Consider the following 20,574-nt stretch of genomic DNA (forward strand, 5'->3'; position numbering starts at 1 on the left):
GGGTGTCAGCGGGCGCCGAGGTGCCCGAGCAGCGCGGTGAGCGCGGCCCGGACGCCGGTGCCGAGAGTCGTCCCGACCTCGTCGGGACCGAAGAACGGCGAGTGGTTGCTCAGCACCGATTCCGGGTCGTCGACCTTCGCCTGCGAGTAGCCGCCGAAGAACCAGAACACGTACGGCACGCCGATCGCATCGCCGAACCGCCCGAAGTCCTCCGAACCGGTGACCGGCAGGGTGACGTTGACCGCATCCGCACCGAGCTCGTCCCCGAGCGCACCGATGAGCGATTCGGTGAGATCCGCATCGTTGACCACCTGCGGGAAGTCGTACATCGGCCGGATCTCCGGGTCGGGCGCCCCGGAGGCCTGCGCCTCGGCGCGGATGATGCGGTCGACGGCGGCGAGGACCTTCTCCCGCACCGCCTCGTCGTAGGTGCGGATGTTGATGGTGAAGCGCGCGCTCGCGGGGATGATGTTCTCCTTGAGGCCGCCCTGGAACACGCCGATGGTGAGCACCGCGGTGTCGCGACCGGAGATCTCGCGGGACACCACGGTCTGCAGGCGGGTGATCATGTAGGCGCCGAGGACGATCGGATCGATCGAGTTCTCCGGCTGGGAGCCGTGCGCCTGCTGTCCGTGGACGATGACCTCGAGGGAGTCCGCCATCGCCATCGCGGTGCCGGGAGTGATGTTCACCGTGCCCGCGACGCCGGGCCACACGTGCTGGCCGTAGATCGCCTCGGGCCGCGGGACCCGGTCCCAGAACCCGTCGTCGAGCATCGCGGCGGCGCCCGCGCTCGTCTCCTCACCGGGCTGGAAGATCATGATCGCGGTACCGTTCCACCGGTCGCGGTGCTCGGTGAGCAGCTTCGCGGCGCCGAGCGCGGAGGTGATGTGGGTGTCGTGCCCGCAGCCGTGCATGACCGGGGTCGAGGTGCCGTCGGGCAGGGTCCCCGTGGCCTCGGAGGAGTACGGCAGACCGGTCTGCTCCTCGATCGGCAGGCCGTCGGTGTCGGCGCGGAAGGCGACGACCGGGCCGTCGCCGTTCTCGATGACCGCGACGACCCCGGTGCCGCCGCAGCGGAACGGCTCGAGACCGTACCCGCGCAGGCGCTCCTCGATGGTCTCCGCGGTCCGGTGCTCCTGCATCGAGAGCTCCGGGTGCCGGTGGAAGTGCTCGTAGAGCTCGATGAGCGCCGGGAGCTCGGCGTCGAGCGCGGTGCGGAATGCGGGGTCGAGAGTCATGAGGTCTCCTGTTCGTCGACGGTCGGTTGCAGCGGCCCGGCGGCGGTCTCAGACGGTGATCGTGCCCTTGAGGCAGACGGTGCCCTCGGGGTTGACCGCGCCGACCTCGTACGTGCCCTCGCCGGTCTCGCGACCGACGTAGGCGACCGGGGTGTTGTCGAAGATCGGGCTGCGCGCCTGGAATGCGAAGGTCCTGAGCTCGACGCCGGGATGGTTGCGCATGAAGGCGTCGACCATGAGCGTCGCCGACAGCGGGCCGTGGACGACGAGGCCCGGGTAGCCCTCCTCGTTGAGGCAGTAGTCGCGGTCGTAGTGGATCCGGTGGGCGTTGAAGGTCAGCGCGGAGTACCGGAAGAGCTGCGTCTCGGTGGGCCGGACGACGTAGGAGTAGTCCCAGTCCGAGGTGTCGGCGGGCTCGAGCGCGGCCCGCTCGGCGGCGGACTGCTCGGGGGCGCGCTGAGCCGGGGCTGCCGGGCGGTAGACGATCGACTGCACGTCGGTCACCGCGAGCGCGTCATCGGCGTAGACCTCGTGGTCGACGGTGAGGAAGACGAGATCACCGGAGCGGCCGGACTTGTGGACGACGTCCTTGATGGTCTGCACCTCGCGCAGCCGAGCGCCGACGGGGATCCGCTGGTGGAAGGTGACGTCGGAACCGGCCCACATGCGGCGCGGGAACGGCACCGGAGGGAGGAAGCCGCCCTTGTGCGGGTGGCCGTCGGCGGCGAGCTCGTGCTGCGGCGCATCCGGGGTGAAGTGGAGCCAAAACCCCACCGGGAGGAGCTTGCCGTCCCACGGATCCGAATCGTAGTCGAGGGTGGCGCGCAGCCCGGCGGTCTTGGCCGGGGTGGCCAAGTCCTCGACGGTCTGCGAGCGGCCGATCCACTCCTGCAGATGTGCGATATCGATGGTCTCGCTCATGGTGGGCTCCTTCGCGATGCGGGTGGCTGCCGACTGCGCCTTCCACCCTACTCAGCGACCCGGGCGCTGTGCAGACCCGTCCATCGGCGGAGACGGACGGCGCGACCGGAGCGATTCACAACCAATCTTGATGAAGCGTCCCTAGGGTGGATGGAGAGGAGTCGGCCATGAGGGTCGGTTCGCTGACGAAGGGAGTCGTACATGGGACTCGGTGACAAGATCTCCAACAAGGCCGACGAGATGGCAGGCAAGACCAAGGCCGGAGTCGGCGACGCTTCCAACGATCAGTCGCTCAAGAACGAGGGCCACGCCCAGCAGTCGGGCGCGAACCTCAAGCAGGCCGGCGAGAAGGTCAAGGACGCCTTCAAGAAGTAAGGCCCGCTGAGCGGATCGGGACCCCGCCACCTGTTGAGGTGGCGGGGTCCCGTGCTGTCCGGGTGGACCCGGTAGGCTGATGGCCCCGCGGCGGCACCGGCCGGCGCATGACGAGGCGAGGGGTGGGGAGTGCGGGCATCCGGCGGGACGTGGTCCCTGCGCATCTGGTTCGCCGTCGCCTTCGTCGTCCATCTCATCGCGCTCTACTCCCCCGGCAGCGGGGAACCGGGATCGATCCCCGGGATCGACAAGCTCGGGCACTTCGGGATGTTCGCCGCGCTCATCACCCCGCTCCTGCTCCTCGGCAGCCCGCCGGGGTGGACGCTGCTCCTCGCCGCGCTCTACGGCGGGGTGAGCGAGGCGATCCAAGCGTTCGCGATCCCCCACCGCACCGGTGAGTTCGGCGACTGGGTCGCCGACCTGCTCGGCGTCGCGCTCGCCTGGGCGATCTGGCGAGCCACCCCGGTCGAGGAGCCCGGCGACCGCCGGATGTGAACTCCGTGCGTATTCGCCGGTTCGTGAGATCCCGGCGTCCCGACCGCGCTCCGCACTGTAGCGTGGTCCACATCGTCGCCTGAACGTACGTGGATCGGTGAGCACCACGCTTCTCCTCTGAATCCGGGCAGTCCCATGCACCGACGTCTCGAGGATCCGCCATGAAACCGACCACGGTCAGCTCTGCGCTCCCCGCCGCGAGCGCCACGACCTCCGCCACCGCCGTCGACACCCCTGCGGCGGCATCACCGCGGCACCGCCCGCCCGGCACCCGCGCCCGCGCGGCGACGAGCGACTTCGCCGCTCTCAAGCGCCTCGTGCTCGACGCCGGTCTCATGGAGAAGACCCCCGTCTTCTACTGGGTCATGACGAGCGTGCTCCTCGCGGCTCTCGGCGGCTGCGTGGCCGGCTTCATGCTGCTCGGCGACTCGTGGTTCCAACTCCTCATCGCCGCCGCATTCGGCATCGTCTTCACGCAGCTGTCGTTCCTCGGACACGAAGCGGTGCACAAGCAGATCTTCACCTCGCACCGGGTGAGCGACTGGTACGGCCTCATCACCGGCGATCTCATCGTCGGCCTGTCGATCGGCTGGTGGACGCAGAAGCACAACCGCCATCACGCGAACCCGAACACCACGGGCAAGGACCCGGACATCTACGACCCCGTGGTCGCCTTCACCCCGGAGCAGGCGCAGGCCCGCACCGGACTCGCCCGCGAGTTCACCAAGCGCCAGGGCTACCTGTTCTTCCCGCTCCTGCTCCTCGAGGGCCTCAACCTCTACCGCGACGCGATCCTCACCGTCCTCACGCGCCGGAAGCTCAAGAACCGCACCGCGGAGATCGTGCTCCTGAGCATCCGCCTCATCGCGGTGCCGGCGCTCGTGCTCTGGCACCTGCCGCTCGGCATGGCGTTCGCATTCCTCGGCGTGCAGGTCGCGGTCTGGGGCTTCTACATGGGCGCGTCCTTCGCCCCGAACCACAAGGGCATGCCGCAGCTCGAGAACCGCTCGACGCTCAACTTCCTGCTCCGTCAGGTGACGACCTCGCGCAACATCGTGGGGAACACCTTCAACACCTATCTCATGGGCGGGCTCAACTATCAGATCGAGCACCACCTGTTCCCGAGCATGCCGCGCCCACACCTGAAGAAGGCGCAGCGGATCGTCCGCGAGTTCTGCGCCGAGCGGGACATCCGCTACACCGAGGTCACCCTCGTCCAGTCCTACGGAGCCGTGGTGGACTACCTCAACCGGGTGGGCATCCGGGCCCGCGACCCGTTCGAGTGCCCGATGGCGGGCACCGGCCGCGCGGTCTGAGCGCGCACCGGGCCGCAGTCGACCGGGGTGGGCTCAGCTCACGCTGAACTCGGTCGATTCCGTTCGCCCGACGTCATTCGGGCTGCCGGGGCTCATGACGACCCGGCCGGCCGCCGGGTCGAACTGCACCGTGACGAGGGTCGCTGCCCGCTCCCCGAATCCCCTGCCCGCCTCGGCGACGCGGCACACCGGGGCCTCGCCGGGTCCGGTGCACATGTACCCGAGCATCTCCGCGGTGTCCGCGGGCGCGGGGGCGTCCGCGACGCGCGACTCGAGGAGGGCGAGGCGCTCCTCGGACATGCTCCCGGCGTTGAGCGGGAGGGCGCCGTCGAGCAGCTCCGACCCGACGAAGTGGTTGGTGTGGGCGAACCAGCCGTCGGAGGTGAGCACCTGTGTGCCCGCCGGTCCGATCTCGACCATGGCGGCGGCTTCCGGACCGGTCACCGTGATGACCGAGGACGAGGTGGTCGGCGCGGACCGGATGATCTCGACCGCCTCCTCGACGGAGCGGGCCCGGGCGAGGACCCCGGCGAGTATCGAATGGACCGGCACGCCGCCCGCGGCGTCCCGTGCGTTCCTGAGGATGTTGAGCATGACCCCCACGCGAGCGGAGTTCATGCCGATCTTCCCGCGCATGCCGAACTCGGCGAAGCCGTGGTGGTCGAGCTCGCCGCCGACCCCGGTGACGCTCTGGTAGTGCCAGACGTCGGCGAACTCCGCATGCCAGTCCCAGGTCTGGACCGCCTTCGCGGCACCCGGAGCGGCGTGGACGAGAGTGGAGCACTCGAGCGGCTGCACCTCGGCGAGGGCGAGGATCTCGGTCCGGGCATCGACGAGGCCCACCTGCCAGAGCTCGAGACCGGCACCCGCGGCGACCCCGGTGAGCTCGACGACCTGGTTCGGGTCCCAGGATTCAAGCGCCTCGAGCGACTGCTCGGCGGCCGCCCGCTGCTGATCGAGCGGGATCCCCAGACGGGTGAAGAGGGCGGAATAAGCGTCGACGGTGAGGGCGATGCCCCGGGCGGCCTGCTCCCCGCGGCTGCGGCCGCGCGCGGCATGGTCGTCACCGGCCACCGTGAGGTGCTCCGGCTCGACGAGTGCCGGATCGACCACCCGGTCGGCATCGAAGCGGGACAGCTGCGGGTCGTGGGATTCCGTAGGTGACATGGATCTCATGCTATCGGGGCGAGCGGCGGGGTGACAGGGGTGCCGGCGGCGGGCGAAGCGGCGCCGACGATCGGCACCGCCGAGCGGCGGGCCCGCACGTCTGCCCGCGGGATCCGCACCGAAGCGCAGGCGATCCGACACTTCCCGTCGTCTCATGACGCGGTGCCGAACCTTGAAAAGTCCCGCTCGGAGCCGTACCGTCAGTATTCAACACTGTCCGTGCGTTCGTTCGGTTCAGTGAAAAACTGCCGCGGGGGCCGACCGCCCCCGTTCCACGGACGATCAAAGGAGAATCCCGTGCTCTCGACCCGTTTCACCGATCTGCTCGGCATCGAGCACCCCATCGTCCAGGGCGGCATGCAGTGGGTGGGCAAGGCCCCGCTCGCGGCCGCCGTGTCCGAGGCCGGCGGCCTCGGCATCCTCACCGCCCTCACCCAGCCCACCCCGGAGGACCTCCGCGCGGAGATCCGCAGGACCCGCGAGCTCACCTCGAAGCCGTTCGGCGTCAACCTCACGATCCTGCCCACGATCAACCCCGTCCCCTACGACGAGTACGTCAAGGTCGCCGTCGAGGAGGGCATCACCGTCATCGAGACCGCCGGTGCGAACCCGGAGCCGTTCATGCCCCTGTTCAAGGAGCACGGCGTCAAGGTCGTCCACAAGTGCACCGCGGTCCGCCACGCGCTCAAGGCCGAGAAGGTCGGCGTCGACGCGGTGAGCATCGACGGCTTCGAGTGCGCCGGCCACCCCGGTGAGGACGACATCCCCGGCCTCATCCTCATCCCGGCCGCCGCCGACAAGCTCTCGATCCCGTTCATCGCCTCCGGCGGGTTCGGCGACGGGCGCGGCATGGCCGCCGCGCTCGCCCTCGGCGCCGACGGCATCAATATGGGCTCCCGCTTCCTCGCCACCCAGGAGGCCCCGGTCCACGACAACGTCAAGCAGGCCATCGTCGACGGCTCGGAGCTCGACACGATCCTCAACTTCCGCCCGCTGCGCAACACCGTCCGGGTGCGGAAGAACGCGGTGTCCTCCGAGGCCGTGGACATCCTCAACAAGGGCGGCGAGTTCAAGGACGTCCAGCACCTCGTCGCCGGCGCCCGCGGCCGCAAGGTGTTCGAGGACGGCGACATCGAGGCCGGCCAGTGGACCGTCGGCATGGTCCAGGGACTCATCACCGACGTCCCCTCGTGCGCCGAGCTCATCACGCGCATCGTCAAGGACGCCGAGGAGATCATCACCGGCCGCCTCACCGGCATGGTCCGCTGATCCGCGTCCCGCATGCCCGAGGGGCGGCGCTCCGTGATCGGAGTGCCGCCCCTCGGGCATTCGTCGCCGCAGCTCCCGGGTCGGCCCCCTTCCGGAATACCGGACCGGGCGCCGGGGCCGCTCTCAGCCGCGGAGCTCGACCTCGGTCGGCGGCTCCGGTGCAGCGTCGGTGCCCACCGGCAGGCCGAGGTAGTACATGTGCGCGGCGGTCTCGGCGAGCGCGGCGAAGAGGTTGAAGTTCTGCAGGCCCTCGAAGCCTCGCGCCCAGTGGAGGCCCTGCGCGATCGAGTAGACGGAGTGGTCCTCGGTCTCCTCCCAGCGCACCCGGATCTCGGCGAGGCGCTCGTCGTGGTGGAGGGCGATCTCCTCCGCCCGGATCTGCAGGCCGCGGAACCGGAAGCCGTGGGCGGGCAGCACGGTGACCGACTCCGCGAGCTGGGACATCCGACGCAGCGACTCGAGGTAGTCGGCGAGGCTGTGGGTGATCGACGGCGCGTCGAGCCCGATGTTCGGGGTGATCGTCGGCAGCACATGGTCGCCGGAGAAGAAGACGCCGGCCGCGTCGTCGTGGAACGCCGAATGACCGTAGGTGTGGCCCGGCGTCCACATCGACTGCACCGTCCGCCCGGAGATCGGCAGCATGTCATGGTCGCCGAGGACGATGATCTTCTGCGGCCAGTCGGGGACCTGGAACGCGTCCGCCCGGCGTCGTCCCTCGAGGTGGGAGATCTCCCCCCAGCGCTCCTCGGGCACCCCGTAGATCTCGGCGATCGAGGCGCGGCCGTGCGCGCCGGTCACCGCGCCCTTCTCGCGGCGGCGGAAGGTGTCGAGCGTGGCGATGTCGTGGGAGTGGAGCGCGAGCCACATGTCGGGGTTCTGCGCGAAGAGCGCGGGCACGAGCCCGAGGTGATCGCGGTGGTAGTGCGAGACCGCGATCCCCGTGATGTCGGTGACGGCGAACCCGGCACCGGCCAGCCCCTCGGTGAGTGCGGCGAGCTGCGCCTTCCCGTCCCACCCCGGGTCGATCAGGGCGACGCCGCTGTCCTCGGCGATCGCATAGCAGTAGGTATAGACGAGCGGGTTGTCCGGAATCGGCACCGGGATCGCCCAGACGCCCTCGGACACCTCCTGGACCGGCGGGAGCACGCGGTCCTGCCAGGCCTGTCGCTGCTCGGTGCTGAGGGATTCGATCTTCATCGATCGCGCCTTTCGTCTCGGCGGGCTTGAAACCCTTGAACAAACGTTCGTCAACACATCAAGGTAGCACTTCCCGCCGGCGATCCCGGTGCGCTCCCCCGCTCCCGGGGAATAGCGGCCTCTCAGAGACCGTTGCGAGAGTAACTGGTCTTTCGAAAGGAGCCCTGTCATGAAGCGCACTCTCTCGCGCCCCGCACTCACCCTCGCGGCATCCACCCTCGGCCTGGGACTCGTCCTGTCCGGATGCGGGGCCGGCGGTGACACGCCCGAGGACGTCGAGGGCCAGACCGGCGATCCCAACGCCGACTCGGCCACGAGCGCGGCCGCCGACGACCGCCCGACCACGTCGACCGACCGCCCCACCGATGAGCAGAGCGCCGCCGGCGGCCAGGGCATCAGCAACATCGACGCCGTCGAGACCGCGATCGCCACCGCCGAGGGCGAGGGCGGCGTCGCCACGTCCATCGACTCCGACGACGACGGCACCTGGGACGTCACCGCGATCGACGGCGAGACGAAGTTCGAGTACACGATCTCCGCCGACGGCTCCACCGTCGAGAAGACGGAGGAGGAGAAGGCCGACGCCGACGACCAGGAGGAGGTCGGCGCGGCCGACATCTCCCTGCTCGAGGCGATCAACGCGGTGGGCGAATCGCACCAGGGTGAGCTCGACGACGCCGAGCTCGACAAGGATCGGGACACCGTGCGCTACGAGATCTCACTCCAGGGCGAGGACAAGGACTACCACGTCGATGCGGCCTCCGGCGAGGTCACCGAGGAGCAGTGACCCGCTGAACTGGTCGGGAAGTGACGCCCTGACGTCGGCAGAGCCCCTTCGACCTACAAGGACACTTGTCGGGTCGAGGGGGTTCTCCATGCGCCGCCGGAGGAGTACCGTCGAAGAGGACGGTCGGCGACAGCCGGCTCACAGCCGTTGAAAGGAGAGCCTCATGTCCGATGTGACCACCATGCTCGAGACCCACCCGAACGACTCCTCGGGAGTCGATCGCGCAGTTCTCGCCGAATGCATCGCGGCGTGCTTCGCGTGCGCCCAGACGTGCACCGCATGTGCCGACGCATGTCTCGCCGAGGACATGGTCGCCGACATGCGCGGCTGCATCACCACGGACCTGAACTGTGCCGACATCTGCCGGACCACCGGCGCCGTCCTCACCCGACGGACCGCGGCCGATCCGGCCGTGACGCGGGCACTGCTCGAGGCCTGCCGCACCGCCTGCCGATCCTGCGCGGACGACTGTGAGCAGCACGCCGAGATGCACGAGCACTGCCGGGTCTGCGCAGAGGCCTGCCGCCGGTGCGAGAAGGCCTGCACCGCCCTCCTCGACGCCCTCGGCTGACACTCGGCACACCTGCCGACCCCGCTCCGAACCCTCTGACGCATACGCCTCTCCGGCGCGTCAGGGGGTTCTCTGTGCCGTCTCTCAACGCGGACGCCTAGGATTCAAGGACATTCGCCGCCGACCGCGCCCAAGGAGACCCGCGACCGAACCGCGCAGCACCTCGGACTTCGACAGCATCTTCGCCGACGACGATGCCGACTTCCGGGAGCCCCGGGAGCCGCGACGGCCCCGGAGGAAGCGGACCGGGCGGAAGATCCTCGTCGGCGCGGTCGTCCTCGTCCTCCTCGCCGTGCTCGGGATCGGCGGGTACGCCTTCTACCTCGCGAACCAGTTCGACCGCGGCACCGAGGACGTGAGCGATGACGAGGCGTTCGGGGGCGAGCGCCCGGAGACCTCGGGCGCCGGCACGAACATCCTGCTCCTCGGCTCCGACTCCCGCGACGAGGAGGTCGACCTCGCCGATGCGCGCGGCAACCGGAGCGACACGATCATGGTCATGCACATCCCGGAGGACCGGTCCGGCGTGCAGCTCATGTCGATCCCCCGTGACATCTGGGTCGACATCGAAGGCCACGGCGAGGCGAAGATCAACGCGGCGATGTCGTTCGGCGGGCTGGCCCTCGCCACCTCGACGGTGAGCGACTTCATCGGCGCGCCGATCCACCACGTCGCGATCATCGACTTCGAGGGATTCCAGGCGCTCACCGATTCGCTCGGCGGGGTCGACGTCGTGTCCGAGCAGGCGTTCGAGCTCGACGGGCACGCGTTCCAGGAGGGCGTCAACCACCTCGACGGCGAGCAGGCCCTCGCCTTCGTCCGGGCGCGCAAGAACTTCGCCGACGGGGACCTCCAGCGCAATCGCAACCAGCAGGCGTTCCTCGCCGGAGTGATGGACGAGCTCATCAGCCGCGACACCCTGAGCAATCCGACCCGCATCGCGGGGATCGTCCGCGACTTCTCCCCGTACATGACCGTCGACTCCGGTCTCGACTCCCGCCGGATCGGATCGCTCGCCTACCAGCTGCGCGACGTCCGGCAGGACGACATCGTCTTCTTCTCCGCACCGATCGGCGGGCTCGGCACGTCCTCGGACGGACAGTCCTACCTGAGCGTGGACGAGGCGGAGCTCGAGGAGGTCCGGTCCGCCTTCGCCGACGACACCGTGGGCGCCTACGCCGCGCAGGCGGAGACCCAGCACCTCTGACACGGCGCCGACAGACGTGACCGAGGCCTCCCCTCCTCGCCCCGGTCCCCGACCGCGCGCGCACCTATACTCGGTGTCGTCCGGGTCCCCTGAAGGAGAGGTGGCGTGTGCCGTTCGCCGAGCAGGTCCTCGCGGTCGCCGAGCTCCGTCCCGTTCTGCCTGCGGTCGTCGGGCAGGGCGAGCGCCTGAGCTACTCCGAGCTCGTCGCCGACTCCGAGCGCCTGGCCGCCGCACTCGCCGGGCTCCGCGCCGCACAGACCGCCCCGCCGACCGCCGTGCCGGAGACCCGCGGTGTGCCGATCACCGCCGTCAGCCTGACGTCGGCCTTCCACACCGCGCGCATCGTCGCCGGCCTCGGGCTGCACCGTGCGGTCGCCGCGACCATCGACCCCCGCTGGCCGCTCGAGCACCGCGTCCGCGTCGTCGTCACCACCGGGATCGACGTCGTCATCAGCGATTCCGCGGAGCTCGCTCACGCACTCGACGCCGCCGGGTGGACGGGCACAGTCCTCACCCTCGCAGAGCTCCGGGAGCGCGAGGCCGCGGCCCGCCCGTCCGAGCGCGCGCAGGTGCGCGCCGGCGACGAGCCGTTCCTCCTCCTCTTCTCCTCGGGCACGACGGACAACCCGAAGGCGTTCCTCAAGACCCGCCGCCAGTACCGCGACAACTTCGCGGTGTCGAGCGCGCACCTCGAACCCGCCCCCGGAGTCGCCACGCTCGCACCCGGCCCACTCTCCTACAGCCTCACGCTCTACGCTCTCATCGAATGCCTCGCCTCCGGGGGCAGCTGCCACGTCGCCGACCGCTTCGACCCGATCGACGCCGGCCGGCGGATCGCGCACGAGGGCATCACCCGGGTCGTCGCGGTACCCGCCGTCGTGCAGGGCATCACCGACGCCGCCCGGCGCGATCCGGAGAGATTCGCCGGTCTCGAGCTCGTGGTCACCGGCGGGGCGAACCTCTCCGCCGCGATCCGCAACGGCTTCGCCGCCGCGCTCCCCCATGCTCGGCTCATCAGCTACTACGGTGCGGCCGAGATCGGCTTCATCGGCGACAGCAGGGCCGGCGACGGGACCCTCATCACCGTCTACGACGGCATCGAGGTGAGCATCCGCGACGCCGCGGGCGCGGAGGCGCCTGACGGGGAGATCGGCACCGTGTGGGTGCGCGCAGCCGCCTGTTCGGACGGGTACGTCGGTGCGACGACCGACGCCCGGCTCGTCGGGCCCGACGGCTTCGCGACCGTGGCCGACCAGGGTCGGATGGTCGACGGGCGGCTGAGCCTGAGCGGGCGCGCCGGCGACATCGTCGCCACCGGCGGGCACAAGGTCTCCCTGCCCGAGGTCGAGCGCGCCTTCGAGACCCTGCCGGGTCTCGCGGAGGTGTGCGCGATCGGCATCCCGAGCCCGCAGCTCGGCACCGCCGTCGCGCTCGTCATCGAGGGCGCGGCGCCGCCCAAGGCGGAGCTCCTCGCCCACGCGCGCGAGCACCTCGCACCTCAGTTCGTCCCGCAGCGCTGGTACACGACCGAGGAGCTGCCGCGGACCGTCGGCGGCAAGATCCGCCGCGGCGAGACCGCCGAGCGCGTCCGGGCCGGAGCCGGGGTGACTCGCCTGTGAGCGCGCCGCGGACCGACCGTCGCGTCGTCGTCACCGGGATGGGGGCGATCACCCCGAGCGGTCTGAGCGCGCAGGACACCTGGGACACCGTGGTCGCCGGGCGCAGCGCCGTCGCCGTGCTCGACGGGGACGAGTTCGCGGATCTCCCGGTGCGGATCGGCGCGCAGGTGCGCGGGTTCGATCCCACGACCGTGATCCCGAAGTCCCTGGCCCGGCGGCTCAGCGCCGTCCAGACCTGGGCGATCGCGTCCGCCGACGAGGCGATGCGACAGGCGGGTCTGCTCGACGGCGGGATGGAGGCCCATCGGTTCGGCATCATCGCCGCCTCCGGCTCCGGACCCGTCGAGGCGATGCAGGAAGCCACCCGCGCACTCCTCGAGAACGGACCGCGCGGGGTGCCGCTCACCCTGGCGATCTACGGCGCCCCGGATGCCGCCGCCGCATTGCTGAGCCAGCGCTACGCCGCCACCGGCCCGGCGCTGGGCATCAATGCGACCTGCGCGAGCGGCGCCGTAGGACTCGGCGAGGCGCTGCGCCGGATCCGGCACGGCTACGCGGATGCGGTGCTCGTCGTCGGGATGGAGGACTGCCTCAACACGGTCAACCTCGCCTCGAACATCAACATGCGCGCGCTCGCCGCCGGGTACGAGGACGACCCGACCGCGGCGAGCCGGCCCTTCGACGCCCGGCGGACGGGGTTCGTCATGGCTGCGGGCGCCTCGGCGATCCTCCTCGAATCGGCGGACGCCGCCCGCACCCGCGGCGCGGAGGTGCTCGCCGAGCTCGCCGGAGCGGGCGCGGCGAGCGACGCCCACCATCCCACGGCGCCGCATCCGCAGGGCCGGGGCGCGGCACAGGCGATGCGCGACTGCCTGGCCGACGCCGGCCTCGACCCCGAGGCGGTCGACCACATCAACGCGCACGGCACCGGCACCCCGCAGGGCGATGCGGCCGAGCTCGCGGCGATCGACGCCGTGTTCGGCGCGCGGGCCCGGCAGCTGCCGATCACCGCGACGAAGTCGAGCACCGGCCACCTCCTCGGCTGCGGCGGGGTGACCGAGGCGATCCTCGCCGTGAACACCCTGCTCACCGGACTCGTCCCGCCCACGCTCAACCTCGACAAGCCCGCGTTCCCCGACCACGACATCGTCGCCGGATCCGCCCGGGAGGTCGACGTGCGGACCGTCCTGTCGAACTCGTTCGGGTTCGGCGGGCACAACGCCGCCGTGCTGCTGCGGCGGGCGGGATGACCCCCGCACTCCCGGTGCGCCTGCCGCACCGGTCCCCCGAACTGCACACCGCCCACCTGCGACGCACCGCCTGCCGGCGCCGCTGATCGAGAAGGAGACCCCATGACCGACCGTGAGACCCGCCACGCCGAGCTCGCCGACCGCTACCTGCCCGCCGAGCTGCTCGAGCGGATCCGGGGGCGCGCAGCGCGCTACGACCGGGAGAACGCGTTCTTCGCCGAGGACCTCGAGGAGCTGCGGGCGGCCGGGTATCTCACGCTGTTCGCACCCGAGGAGTTCGGCGGACCGGGGCTGAGCGTCAACGAGGTCTCCCGCCTCCAGCAGCGGCTCGCGACCGCGGCCCCGGCGACCGCGCTCGGGATCAACATGCATCTCGTGTGCACCGGGACGGTCCGGGCGATGCACGAGCGCGGCGACCGCTCCCTCGACTTCGTGTTCGACGAGGTCATGGCCGGGGAGGTGTTCGCGTTCGGGATCAGCGAGGCCGGCAACGACTGGGTGCTCCAGGGGTCGAACTCGCAGGCGGTGCCGGAGGACGACGGCGGGTACCGGATCACCGGGAAGAAGATCTTCACCTCGCTCTCCCCGGTGTGGACGCGGTTGCTCGTCCACGGGCTCGACACCTCCGACCCGGAGGAGCCGACGCTGGTGTACGGATTCCTCGAGCGAAGCGCGGATGGGATCTCGGTGTCGGAGAACTGGGACGTCATGGGGATGCGGGCCACGCAGAGCCGCTCGACCACGCTGGAGGACGTGCGGATGGAACCGGAGAAGGTCGCCCGCCGGATCCCGGCCGGCCCGAACCCGGACCTCCTGACCTTCGGGATCACTGCGAACTTCCAGCTCCTCATCGCCTCGGTGTACGCGGGGCTCGCCGCCCGGGCGCTCGAGGTGGCGGCCGAGGCGCTGGGGAAGAAGAGGTCGGCGAAGTACGGCACGACCTTCGCCGAGATCCCGCAGTTCCGGGACCGCCTGGCCGACGCGGTGCTCGACCTCATGCCGGTGACCGCGCAGCTCGAAGCGTACACGCGGGACCTCGACGAGCTCGTCGACCACGGCGCAGGCTGGCCCCGGCGACTCGTGTCCGCCCGGATCACGGCCGGCGAGGCGGCCCGGCGCGCGGTCGAGTCCGCACTCCACTGCTCCGGCGGGGCCGGCTTCGACAACAGCCACGAACTCGGCCGGCTCTACCGGGACGCTCTGGCCGGCCTGTTCCACCCGGCGAGCCCGGATGCCGCTCGCCCGATGTTCGCGGCCGCGCTGCTCGACTGATCGACAGCCGCGCGGCGGCACGTGACGCCAGATGACGTTTCGCGACATCGGCGATTGACCGCTCCGGCGATTCTGCGGCCTACTGGAATGGCCCTCGACGCCGCCGGAGCACACGCGCGCAGCAGCTGCGTTCCCCGGTCCCGGCAGCGGGCTCCCCACCGACGACCGGGAAGTGACCCCCGATGAACCGTGCAGTCAGGCACCCCAGATTCACCGCGCACCCCGAGGACGCCCATTCCAAGACGCTCCGCGCCGCCGGGACCTGGACCGGGCGGCAGCAGACCCGCGTCGCGGTCCGGGACTTCGCGTTCACCGTCGACGAGCCGGAGCAGATCGGCGGACGGAACGAGGGGCCAACTCCCATGGAGTACCTTGCCGGTTCGGTGGGAGCCTGCATCACCGTCGTCATCGACCAGGCGGCCGCCCGGTGCGGCCTCGAGCTCACCGGCGTCTCCACCTACTCGCTCGCCCGGCAGGACCGGCGCGGGCTCGCCGGCACCGCCGACGTGCAACCGTACTTCCACACGTACCGCCTCCAGGTGTGCGTCGGCACCACGGAGACCGACGAGCAGACGCTGCGGGAGTTCGCGGCCGAGGTCGAGCACTCCTGCCCCGCGGTGAACCTGCTCCGCGACGCCCACGTCGACCTCACCGTGGCGTGGTCCTTCGCCGCGAACACCGCGGAGGGCGACGCCGAGGCCGCCTGCAACGCCGCTCTCGGCTACGAGACCCGGCAGGAGTCCGTGGGCGCCCCGGTTCCGGTGCTGACGATCGAGAACGCGGACGCCCACGACCCCGAGGCGCCCGCCCGGGACCTCGGCGACCTCGCCGGCGCCTCGGCGGGAGGCCGCGCATGACCGCCGTCGGGCTGTGGACCATCGCCCTCGCCTCGGCCTACACCCTGTGGCTCGTCGTCGGCGGCCGCATCGCACTCCGCCGCCGGGAGACCGGTCGCGGCGGCTTCTTCGTCGGCGGCCGCACGTTCAGCCCCTGGACCGTGGCCTTCTGCATCACCGGGCTGTTCTCCGGCTCGTCCTTCATCGCCATCGTCGAGCTGAGCTATCGGACCGGGATCTCTGCGGTCTGGTACGGCGTCGCGGAGACGGTGCAGGTCCTCCTCATCGCCCTCCTCCTCGTCAAGCCGCTGCGGGAGAAGCTCGTGGTGACGGTGACCGGCATCATCGGCGACCGGTTCGGACGGGCGGCGAAGGCGATCAGCTCGGTCATCACCGGGCTCACCTTCCCCATGTACTCCGTGGCGACGACCATCGCGTTCGCCTCGGCGCTCCACATGGTCACCGGGCTCACCCTGCCCATGTCGATCGCGGTCACCGCCGCGGTCCTCCTCGCGTTCCTCTCCTCCGGCGGCATGCACTCGGTGGCCTTCAGCCAGACGATGAACGTCATCATGATCACGCTGATGTTCGCCGTCGGCGTGTGGGCGCTCGTCGGCCTCACGGTGGTCATGGTCGTCTTCGCCCTGCTCCGCTCCGAGCAGTCGGCGTGGTGGAACGTCATGGCATGGACCCTGCGCAACGGCGCGACCTTCGCTCCGGTGCTCGCCGCGTTCTTCTGGCCGCTCGCCACGCGCTCGGCGGCGCTCACCGCGCTGCTCGCCGGCTTCGGCTCCGGGCTCACCTGGTACACGCTCTCCGACTTCGATCCGGCGGCCTTCTTCCTGGGCGTCCACCCGGTGTGGGTCGGCATGATCGCGAACCTCGTCGGCCTCACTGCGGTCACCCTCGTCCAGCGCCGGTGGGTCACGGTCCCGGCCGGACGCCGCCGGCAGCGCGGGCAGCTGTTCCTCCTCCTCGCCGCCGCGGTGGCCGTCCTCTCCGTGTTCGCCTGGTCCTGGCTCGCCGGACACGGGCTCGTCGGCATGGCGCTGTTCATCGTCGTCGTGGCGCTGTTCGCCGCGACGGTCAGCCTCACCGTTCCGGCGGAGCGGGGAGCCGAGTCCCCGTCGGGCACCGCGAAGCTCGCGCCGTCGACGGCGGGCGAGGCGAACGAAGGCGGCCACTGACCAGCGGGCGCTGCGCTCCTCGCACCCGCCCGCCGCGGACGGATCTCACCGACCGCTGAGACGGGCGCATCCCGCCTCACTCACCCGGCGGCGCGGGTGAAGCGCTCGCCCCATTCCGCGATCCGTGCGCCGAGCTCCGGCGGCGACACGATCTCGAAGTCCGCCTCGACCGCGCCGAGCGCCATGGCCGGCCAGTCGAGGGTGTCGGTCGTCATCCGCAGCCGGGACCGCTGCCCGTCGATGTCCTCGATGGCGCCCCACCCGTCGAGCGCAGCGCGCACGCGGGCGACGGGTGCATGGATGATGACGTCGACCGCGTAGCGGGAGCTCGCGCTCTCGATGCCCTCCCGGACGAACGCGGCGGCGTCCTCCGCAGGCAACGGGCGGGGTCGGAACCGAGCGCCGGTGCCGCTGGGCGCACGGAGTCGATCGAGCCGGAAGCTGCGCCAGTCGTGGCGGCCGAGATCGTAGGCCACGAGGTACCAGCGACCACCCAGGGAGACCAGCCGGTGCGGCTCGACATGGCGCTGCGCCGTCCGGCCGTCAGCGGTCCGGTAGTCGAAGCGCAGCCGCTCGTCGTCGCGGCAGGCCTGGGCGATGGCGGTGAGGGTGTCGGCCTCGACCGCCGGACCCGCAGTGCGCGGTCCCCAGGTCGCGGGCACGGTCATGGCCCGCACCGCATCGACCCGCTGCCGCAGCCGCGGCGGCATGACCTGGACGACCTTGGTCAGGGCCTGGAGAGCGGACTGCTCGATCCCGGCCACCGAGCCCTGGGCCGCCGACTGCAGTCCGACGGCGATCGCGATGGCCTCGGCGTCGTCGAGCACGAGCGGCGGAAGTGCGGCACCGGCGGCGAGCCGGTATCCCCCGCCGATGCCGCGATCGGCGTCGACGGGGTACCCGAGGTCCCGCAGCCGCTCGATGTCGCGGCGGAGGGTCCGCGGAGTGACCTCCATCCGCTCGGCGAGCTCGGCGCCGGACCAGAACCGGCGGGTCTGGAGGAGGGAGAGGAGCTGAAGCATCCGTGTGCTCGTCGACATGGATCCAGATTAGGCACTATTGTGGACAGAAACTGACCTAAAGACTCGAAAGCATGGTTCCACGCCGCCGAAGACGGCCCGCTCATCCCCTCAGGAGGAACCGTGATCCACGCCCGATCCCTCACCAAGACCTTCGCGACAGGCCGTGCGCAGTCGGTCCAGGCCGTCTGCGGCATCGACCTCGACATCGCGCCCGGAGAGCTCGTCGCGGTGCTCGGCCCCAACGGAGCCGGCAAGACGACGACCATGCGGATGCTCACGACCCTCATCCCTCCGACCTCCGGCACCGCCACCGTGGCCGGTTTCGACGTCGTCGGCGATTCGGCCGAGGTGCGCCGGCGGATCGGCTATGTCGGCCAGGGCAACGGCGGCGGCCACACCCAGCGCGCACGCGACGAGCTGTACACCCAGGCTCTCGTGTACGGTCTGTCCCGCCGCGAGGCCCGGCGCCGCACCGACGAGCTCCTCGAGGTCCTCGGGCTGCGCGAGCTCGCCGCGCGCAAGGTCTCCGAGCTGTCCGGCGGGCAGCGCCGGCGACTCGATGTGGCCATCGGTCTCGTCCACGCTCCCCGGCTGCTGTTCCTCGACGAGCCCTCCACCGGTCTCGACCCCCATAACCGCGCCAATCTGTGGCAGCACATCGCGACGATGCGCAGCTCCCACGACATGACGATCGTCCTCACCACGCATTACCTCGACGAAGCCGACGCCATGGCCGAGCGCGTCATCGTCGTCGACCACGGCCGCGTCATCGCCGACGACACCCCTGATGCGCTCAAGTCCCACCTCGCCGGCGACCGCATCGGCCTCACCGCTGCGGACGCCGCAGCGGCCGCGCGCACGGCCGAGCTGGTCTCCCACGGCGCCGGCGCCCGCCAGGTCGCCGTGCACGGCACCGTCGTGACGGCCCGGGTGACCGACGGCCCGCGTGCCCTGCCCGGGCTGCTCGCCGCGGCCCGGGAGTCGGACATCGACATCGCGGCGGCACACGTCGACCGTCCCACCCTCGACGACGTCTTCCTCGCCCTCACCGGCCGCAGCCTCCGCGAGGAGACCGCACCGAAGCCCGCAGCCGAACTCGCCCCTCACCCCGGAAAGGACGCATGATGACCACCCCGACACCGCCCCAGGCCGCACTCCGGCCGGCACCTGCAGACCGTACCGCCCGCCGCGGCGCGAGCGCACCGCTGCGCGACACGTGGATCGTCATGACCCGTGAACTGCGACCCGTGCTGCGCGATCCGTTCTCCCTCGTCTTCAGCCTCGTCCAGCCCCTCGTGTTCCTCGGCCTCTTCGGTCCCCTGCTCGCCGGCTCGCTCGGCGGGGAGCAGGGGCTCGGCGGGAACGTCTGGCAGTGGTTCGTCCCGGCGATCCTCGTCATGACGACCCTCTTCGGCACCGCCACCACCGGCTCGAACCTCCTCTACGAGTTCCAGACCGGAGCGCACGAGCGCATGCTCGTCACCCCGCTGTCCCGCCCCTCGCTGCTCGTCGGCCGCTCGCTCAAGGAAGTGCTGCCCCTCATCGGTCAGGCGCTCATCGTCATCGTCGTGATGATCCCCTTCGGGTTCCGGGCCGACGTCCTCGGTGCGGCACTCGGCCTGGCGCTCCTCGCCGTCCTCGGCGTCGGCCTGGGATCCCTGAGCTACGGCCTGGCGACCGCGGTCCGCAAGCAGGACTGGATGTTCTGGGTCGTCCACCAGACCCTGATCTTCCCGCTCATGATCCTCTCCGGGATGCTCCTGCCGCTGGATTCCGGACCCCGGTGGATGCAGATCGCCGCCACCGCCAACCCGCTGGCATACGTCGTCGAGGCCGAGCGGGCGCTGTTCGCCGGCGACTTCTCCTCCCCTGCCATCCTCTGGGGATGGGTCGCCGCGCTCGCGACGGCCGCCCTCGGCCTCGCACTCGGCGTCCGCCTGATGAACCGCAGCGCGGACTGAACCTCACCCAACGAAACGAAACGGAGACCATCATGACCATCCTCGTCACCGGAGCCACCGGAACCATCGGCAGCATCATCGTCGACCAGCTCCTCGCCGCCGGAGAACAGGTGCGCGCACTCACCCGCGATCCCGCCGCGGCGCACCTGCCCGCAGCCGCCGAGGTCGTCGCCTGCGACCTCACCGATCCCGACTCGCTCACCGCCGCCTTCGACGGCGTCTCCGCCGCCCACCTCATCACGTTCGGCGGAGACGAGGGAGAGGCCCTGACGACCGGTCCCCGGATCGTCGACCTCGCCGCGCGGGCGGGAGTGCGCCGGATCTCCGTGCTCGGCGGCTGGGAGGAGACCTCGATCGAACCGGCGCTGCGGGAGTCCGCGCTGGACTGGACGGTGGTGGGGCCGGCGGAGTTCATGTCCGGCGCCCTGGAGTGGGCCGAGGGGATCCGTGCGGACGGGAGGCTGCGGATGCTCGCCGACTGGCCGAGCGCCGTCGTCCACGATTCCGACATCGCCGCCGTCGCCGTCGCCGCACTCACCGAGGAGGGGCACGCCGGGCGCACCTATGTCGTCACCGGTCCGGAGGCGCTCACGCCGGCCGAGCGAGCGCACCTCATCGGAGAGGCCATCGGGGAGGACATCGTCTTCGAACAGCTCACCGTCGAGCAGGAGCGCGAGCGGCTGCGGTCGTACGGCTATCCCGAGGACTACGTCGCGTTCGGCATCGAGCTCGCGACGAATCCGCCTGCGGAGGCCGCCGAGGTGCACGACACCGTCGCGCGGGTCACCGGGCGCCCGGCCCGCACCTTCGCCCAATGGGCGGAGAAGAACGCCGAGGCCTTCCGGAGGGAGTGAACGCCGCGCCGCGGCTCAGCGGTGCCG

General features: G+C 71.0%; 20 protein-coding genes. 15 read left to right on the forward strand and 5 right to left on the reverse strand.

Features of this window, described 5'->3' with window-relative positions:
- Positions 1–5: 5 nt before the first annotated feature.
- Both C1A17_RS08255 and C1A17_RS08260 read right to left on the reverse strand, forming a co-directional pair.
- On the reverse strand, positions 6–1,241 hold the full coding sequence (locus tag C1A17_RS08255) for an amidohydrolase (RefSeq protein WP_101652558.1): 1,236 nt from the start codon (positions 1,239–1,241) through the stop codon (positions 6–8).
- 48 nt (positions 1,242–1,289) lie between these two features.
- Positions 1,290–2,162: an HTD2 family dehydratase gene (locus tag C1A17_RS08260; protein WP_101652559.1), complete on the reverse strand. Its 873-nt coding sequence runs from the start codon at positions 2,160–2,162 to the stop codon at positions 1,290–1,292.
- A gap of 201 nt (positions 2,163–2,363) precedes the next feature.
- Between C1A17_RS08260 and C1A17_RS08265 the strand changes: the two genes are divergently transcribed.
- The 3 genes from C1A17_RS08265 to C1A17_RS08275 all read left to right on the forward strand — a co-directional run bounded on the left by C1A17_RS08265 (position 2,364) and on the right by C1A17_RS08275 (position 4,348).
- Complete coding sequence (locus tag C1A17_RS08265; protein ID WP_101652560.1) at positions 2,364–2,537, forward strand: CsbD family protein; 174 nt, start codon at positions 2,364–2,366, stop codon at positions 2,535–2,537.
- Positions 2,538–2,666: 129 nt separating this feature from the next.
- Complete coding sequence (locus C1A17_RS08270; protein WP_101652561.1) at positions 2,667–3,032, forward strand: VanZ family protein; 366 nt, start codon at positions 2,667–2,669, stop codon at positions 3,030–3,032.
- A 161-nt stretch (positions 3,033–3,193) separates the two neighbouring features.
- Positions 3,194–4,348: a fatty acid desaturase family protein gene (locus C1A17_RS08275; RefSeq protein WP_101652562.1), complete on the forward strand. Its 1,155-nt coding sequence runs from the start codon at positions 3,194–3,196 to the stop codon at positions 4,346–4,348.
- A 33-nt stretch (positions 4,349–4,381) separates the two neighbouring features.
- Here the strand turns inward: C1A17_RS08275 and C1A17_RS08280 are convergent, their stop codons facing one another.
- Positions 4,382–5,515, reverse strand: coding sequence for a C45 family autoproteolytic acyltransferase/hydrolase (locus C1A17_RS08280; protein ID WP_180953249.1), 1,134 nt, complete (start codon positions 5,513–5,515; stop codon positions 4,382–4,384).
- A gap of 297 nt (positions 5,516–5,812) precedes the next feature.
- Between C1A17_RS08280 and C1A17_RS08285 the strand changes: the two genes are divergently transcribed.
- Positions 5,813–6,784, forward strand: a complete 972-nt coding sequence (locus C1A17_RS08285) for an NAD(P)H-dependent flavin oxidoreductase (RefSeq protein WP_101652564.1) — start codon at positions 5,813–5,815, stop codon at positions 6,782–6,784.
- 123 nt (positions 6,785–6,907) lie between these two features.
- Here the strand turns inward: C1A17_RS08285 and C1A17_RS08290 are convergent, their stop codons facing one another.
- Positions 6,908–7,981 carry an MBL fold metallo-hydrolase gene (locus C1A17_RS08290; protein ID WP_101652565.1) on the reverse strand — a complete coding sequence of 358 codons (1,074 nt, stop codon included), beginning with the start codon at positions 7,979–7,981 and terminating at the stop codon, positions 6,908–6,910.
- Positions 7,982–8,150: 169 nt separating this feature from the next.
- Between C1A17_RS08290 and C1A17_RS08295 the strand changes: the two genes are divergently transcribed.
- From C1A17_RS08295 to C1A17_RS08330, 8 genes are all read left to right on the forward strand, one after another.
- Positions 8,151–8,768 (forward strand): PepSY domain-containing protein, encoded by a 618-nt coding sequence (locus C1A17_RS08295; RefSeq protein WP_101652566.1) that lies wholly within the window; start codon positions 8,151–8,153, stop codon positions 8,766–8,768.
- Between the two features lie 163 nt (positions 8,769–8,931).
- Positions 8,932–9,339, forward strand: coding sequence for a four-helix bundle copper-binding protein (locus tag C1A17_RS08300; RefSeq protein WP_101652567.1), 408 nt, complete (start codon positions 8,932–8,934; stop codon positions 9,337–9,339).
- Between the two features lie 292 nt (positions 9,340–9,631).
- Complete coding sequence (locus C1A17_RS08305) at positions 9,632–10,546, forward strand: LCP family protein (RefSeq protein ID WP_245873591.1); 915 nt, start codon at positions 9,632–9,634, stop codon at positions 10,544–10,546.
- Between the two features lie 107 nt (positions 10,547–10,653).
- Complete coding sequence (locus C1A17_RS08310) at positions 10,654–12,165, forward strand: AMP-binding protein (protein ID WP_101652568.1); 1,512 nt, start codon at positions 10,654–10,656, stop codon at positions 12,163–12,165.
- Positions 12,162–13,415, forward strand: coding sequence for a beta-ketoacyl-[acyl-carrier-protein] synthase family protein (locus C1A17_RS08315; protein ID WP_101652569.1), 1,254 nt, complete (start codon positions 12,162–12,164; stop codon positions 13,413–13,415). Before C1A17_RS08310 ends, C1A17_RS08315 begins: the two co-directional genes overlap by 4 nt.
- 102 nt (positions 13,416–13,517) lie before the next feature.
- Positions 13,518–14,687: an acyl-CoA dehydrogenase family protein gene (locus C1A17_RS08320; RefSeq protein ID WP_101652570.1), complete on the forward strand. Its 1,170-nt coding sequence runs from the start codon at positions 13,518–13,520 to the stop codon at positions 14,685–14,687.
- A 182-nt stretch (positions 14,688–14,869) separates the two neighbouring features.
- The gene (locus C1A17_RS08325; RefSeq protein ID WP_101652571.1) at positions 14,870–15,544 is read left to right on the forward strand and encodes an OsmC family protein; all 675 of its coding nucleotides are present in this window, start codon (positions 14,870–14,872) and stop codon (positions 15,542–15,544) included.
- Positions 15,541–16,710: a sodium:solute symporter family transporter gene (locus C1A17_RS08330; protein ID WP_101652572.1), complete on the forward strand. Its 1,170-nt coding sequence runs from the start codon at positions 15,541–15,543 to the stop codon at positions 16,708–16,710. The genes C1A17_RS08325 and C1A17_RS08330 overlap by 4 nt, the downstream gene beginning before the upstream one ends.
- An 80-nt stretch (positions 16,711–16,790) precedes the next feature.
- Here the strand turns inward: C1A17_RS08330 and C1A17_RS08335 are convergent, their stop codons facing one another.
- Positions 16,791–17,750, reverse strand: a complete 960-nt coding sequence (locus C1A17_RS08335; RefSeq protein WP_101652573.1) for a helix-turn-helix transcriptional regulator — start codon at positions 17,748–17,750, stop codon at positions 16,791–16,793.
- 102 nt (positions 17,751–17,852) lie between these two features.
- Between C1A17_RS08335 and C1A17_RS08340 the strand changes: the two genes are divergently transcribed.
- Genes C1A17_RS08340 through C1A17_RS08350 form a run of 3 tightly spaced genes read left to right on the forward strand, consistent with a single transcriptional unit; the run spans position 17,853 to position 20,547 of the window.
- Positions 17,853–18,857, forward strand: a complete 1,005-nt coding sequence (locus tag C1A17_RS08340) for an ATP-binding cassette domain-containing protein (RefSeq protein WP_101652574.1) — start codon at positions 17,853–17,855, stop codon at positions 18,855–18,857.
- Positions 18,857–19,693: an ABC transporter permease gene (locus tag C1A17_RS08345; RefSeq protein WP_101652575.1), complete on the forward strand. Its 837-nt coding sequence runs from the start codon at positions 18,857–18,859 to the stop codon at positions 19,691–19,693. The genes C1A17_RS08340 and C1A17_RS08345 overlap by 1 nt, the downstream gene beginning before the upstream one ends.
- A gap of 32 nt (positions 19,694–19,725) precedes the next feature.
- Complete coding sequence (locus C1A17_RS08350; RefSeq protein WP_101652576.1) at positions 19,726–20,547, forward strand: NAD(P)H-binding protein; 822 nt, start codon at positions 19,726–19,728, stop codon at positions 20,545–20,547.
- The last annotated feature ends 27 nt before the right edge of the window (positions 20,548–20,574 follow it).

This window comes from Brevibacterium ihuae, from assembly GCF_900184225.1.
In the GTDB taxonomy this organism is placed as follows: Bacteria; Actinomycetota; Actinomycetes; order Actinomycetales; family Brevibacteriaceae; genus Brevibacterium; species Brevibacterium ihuae.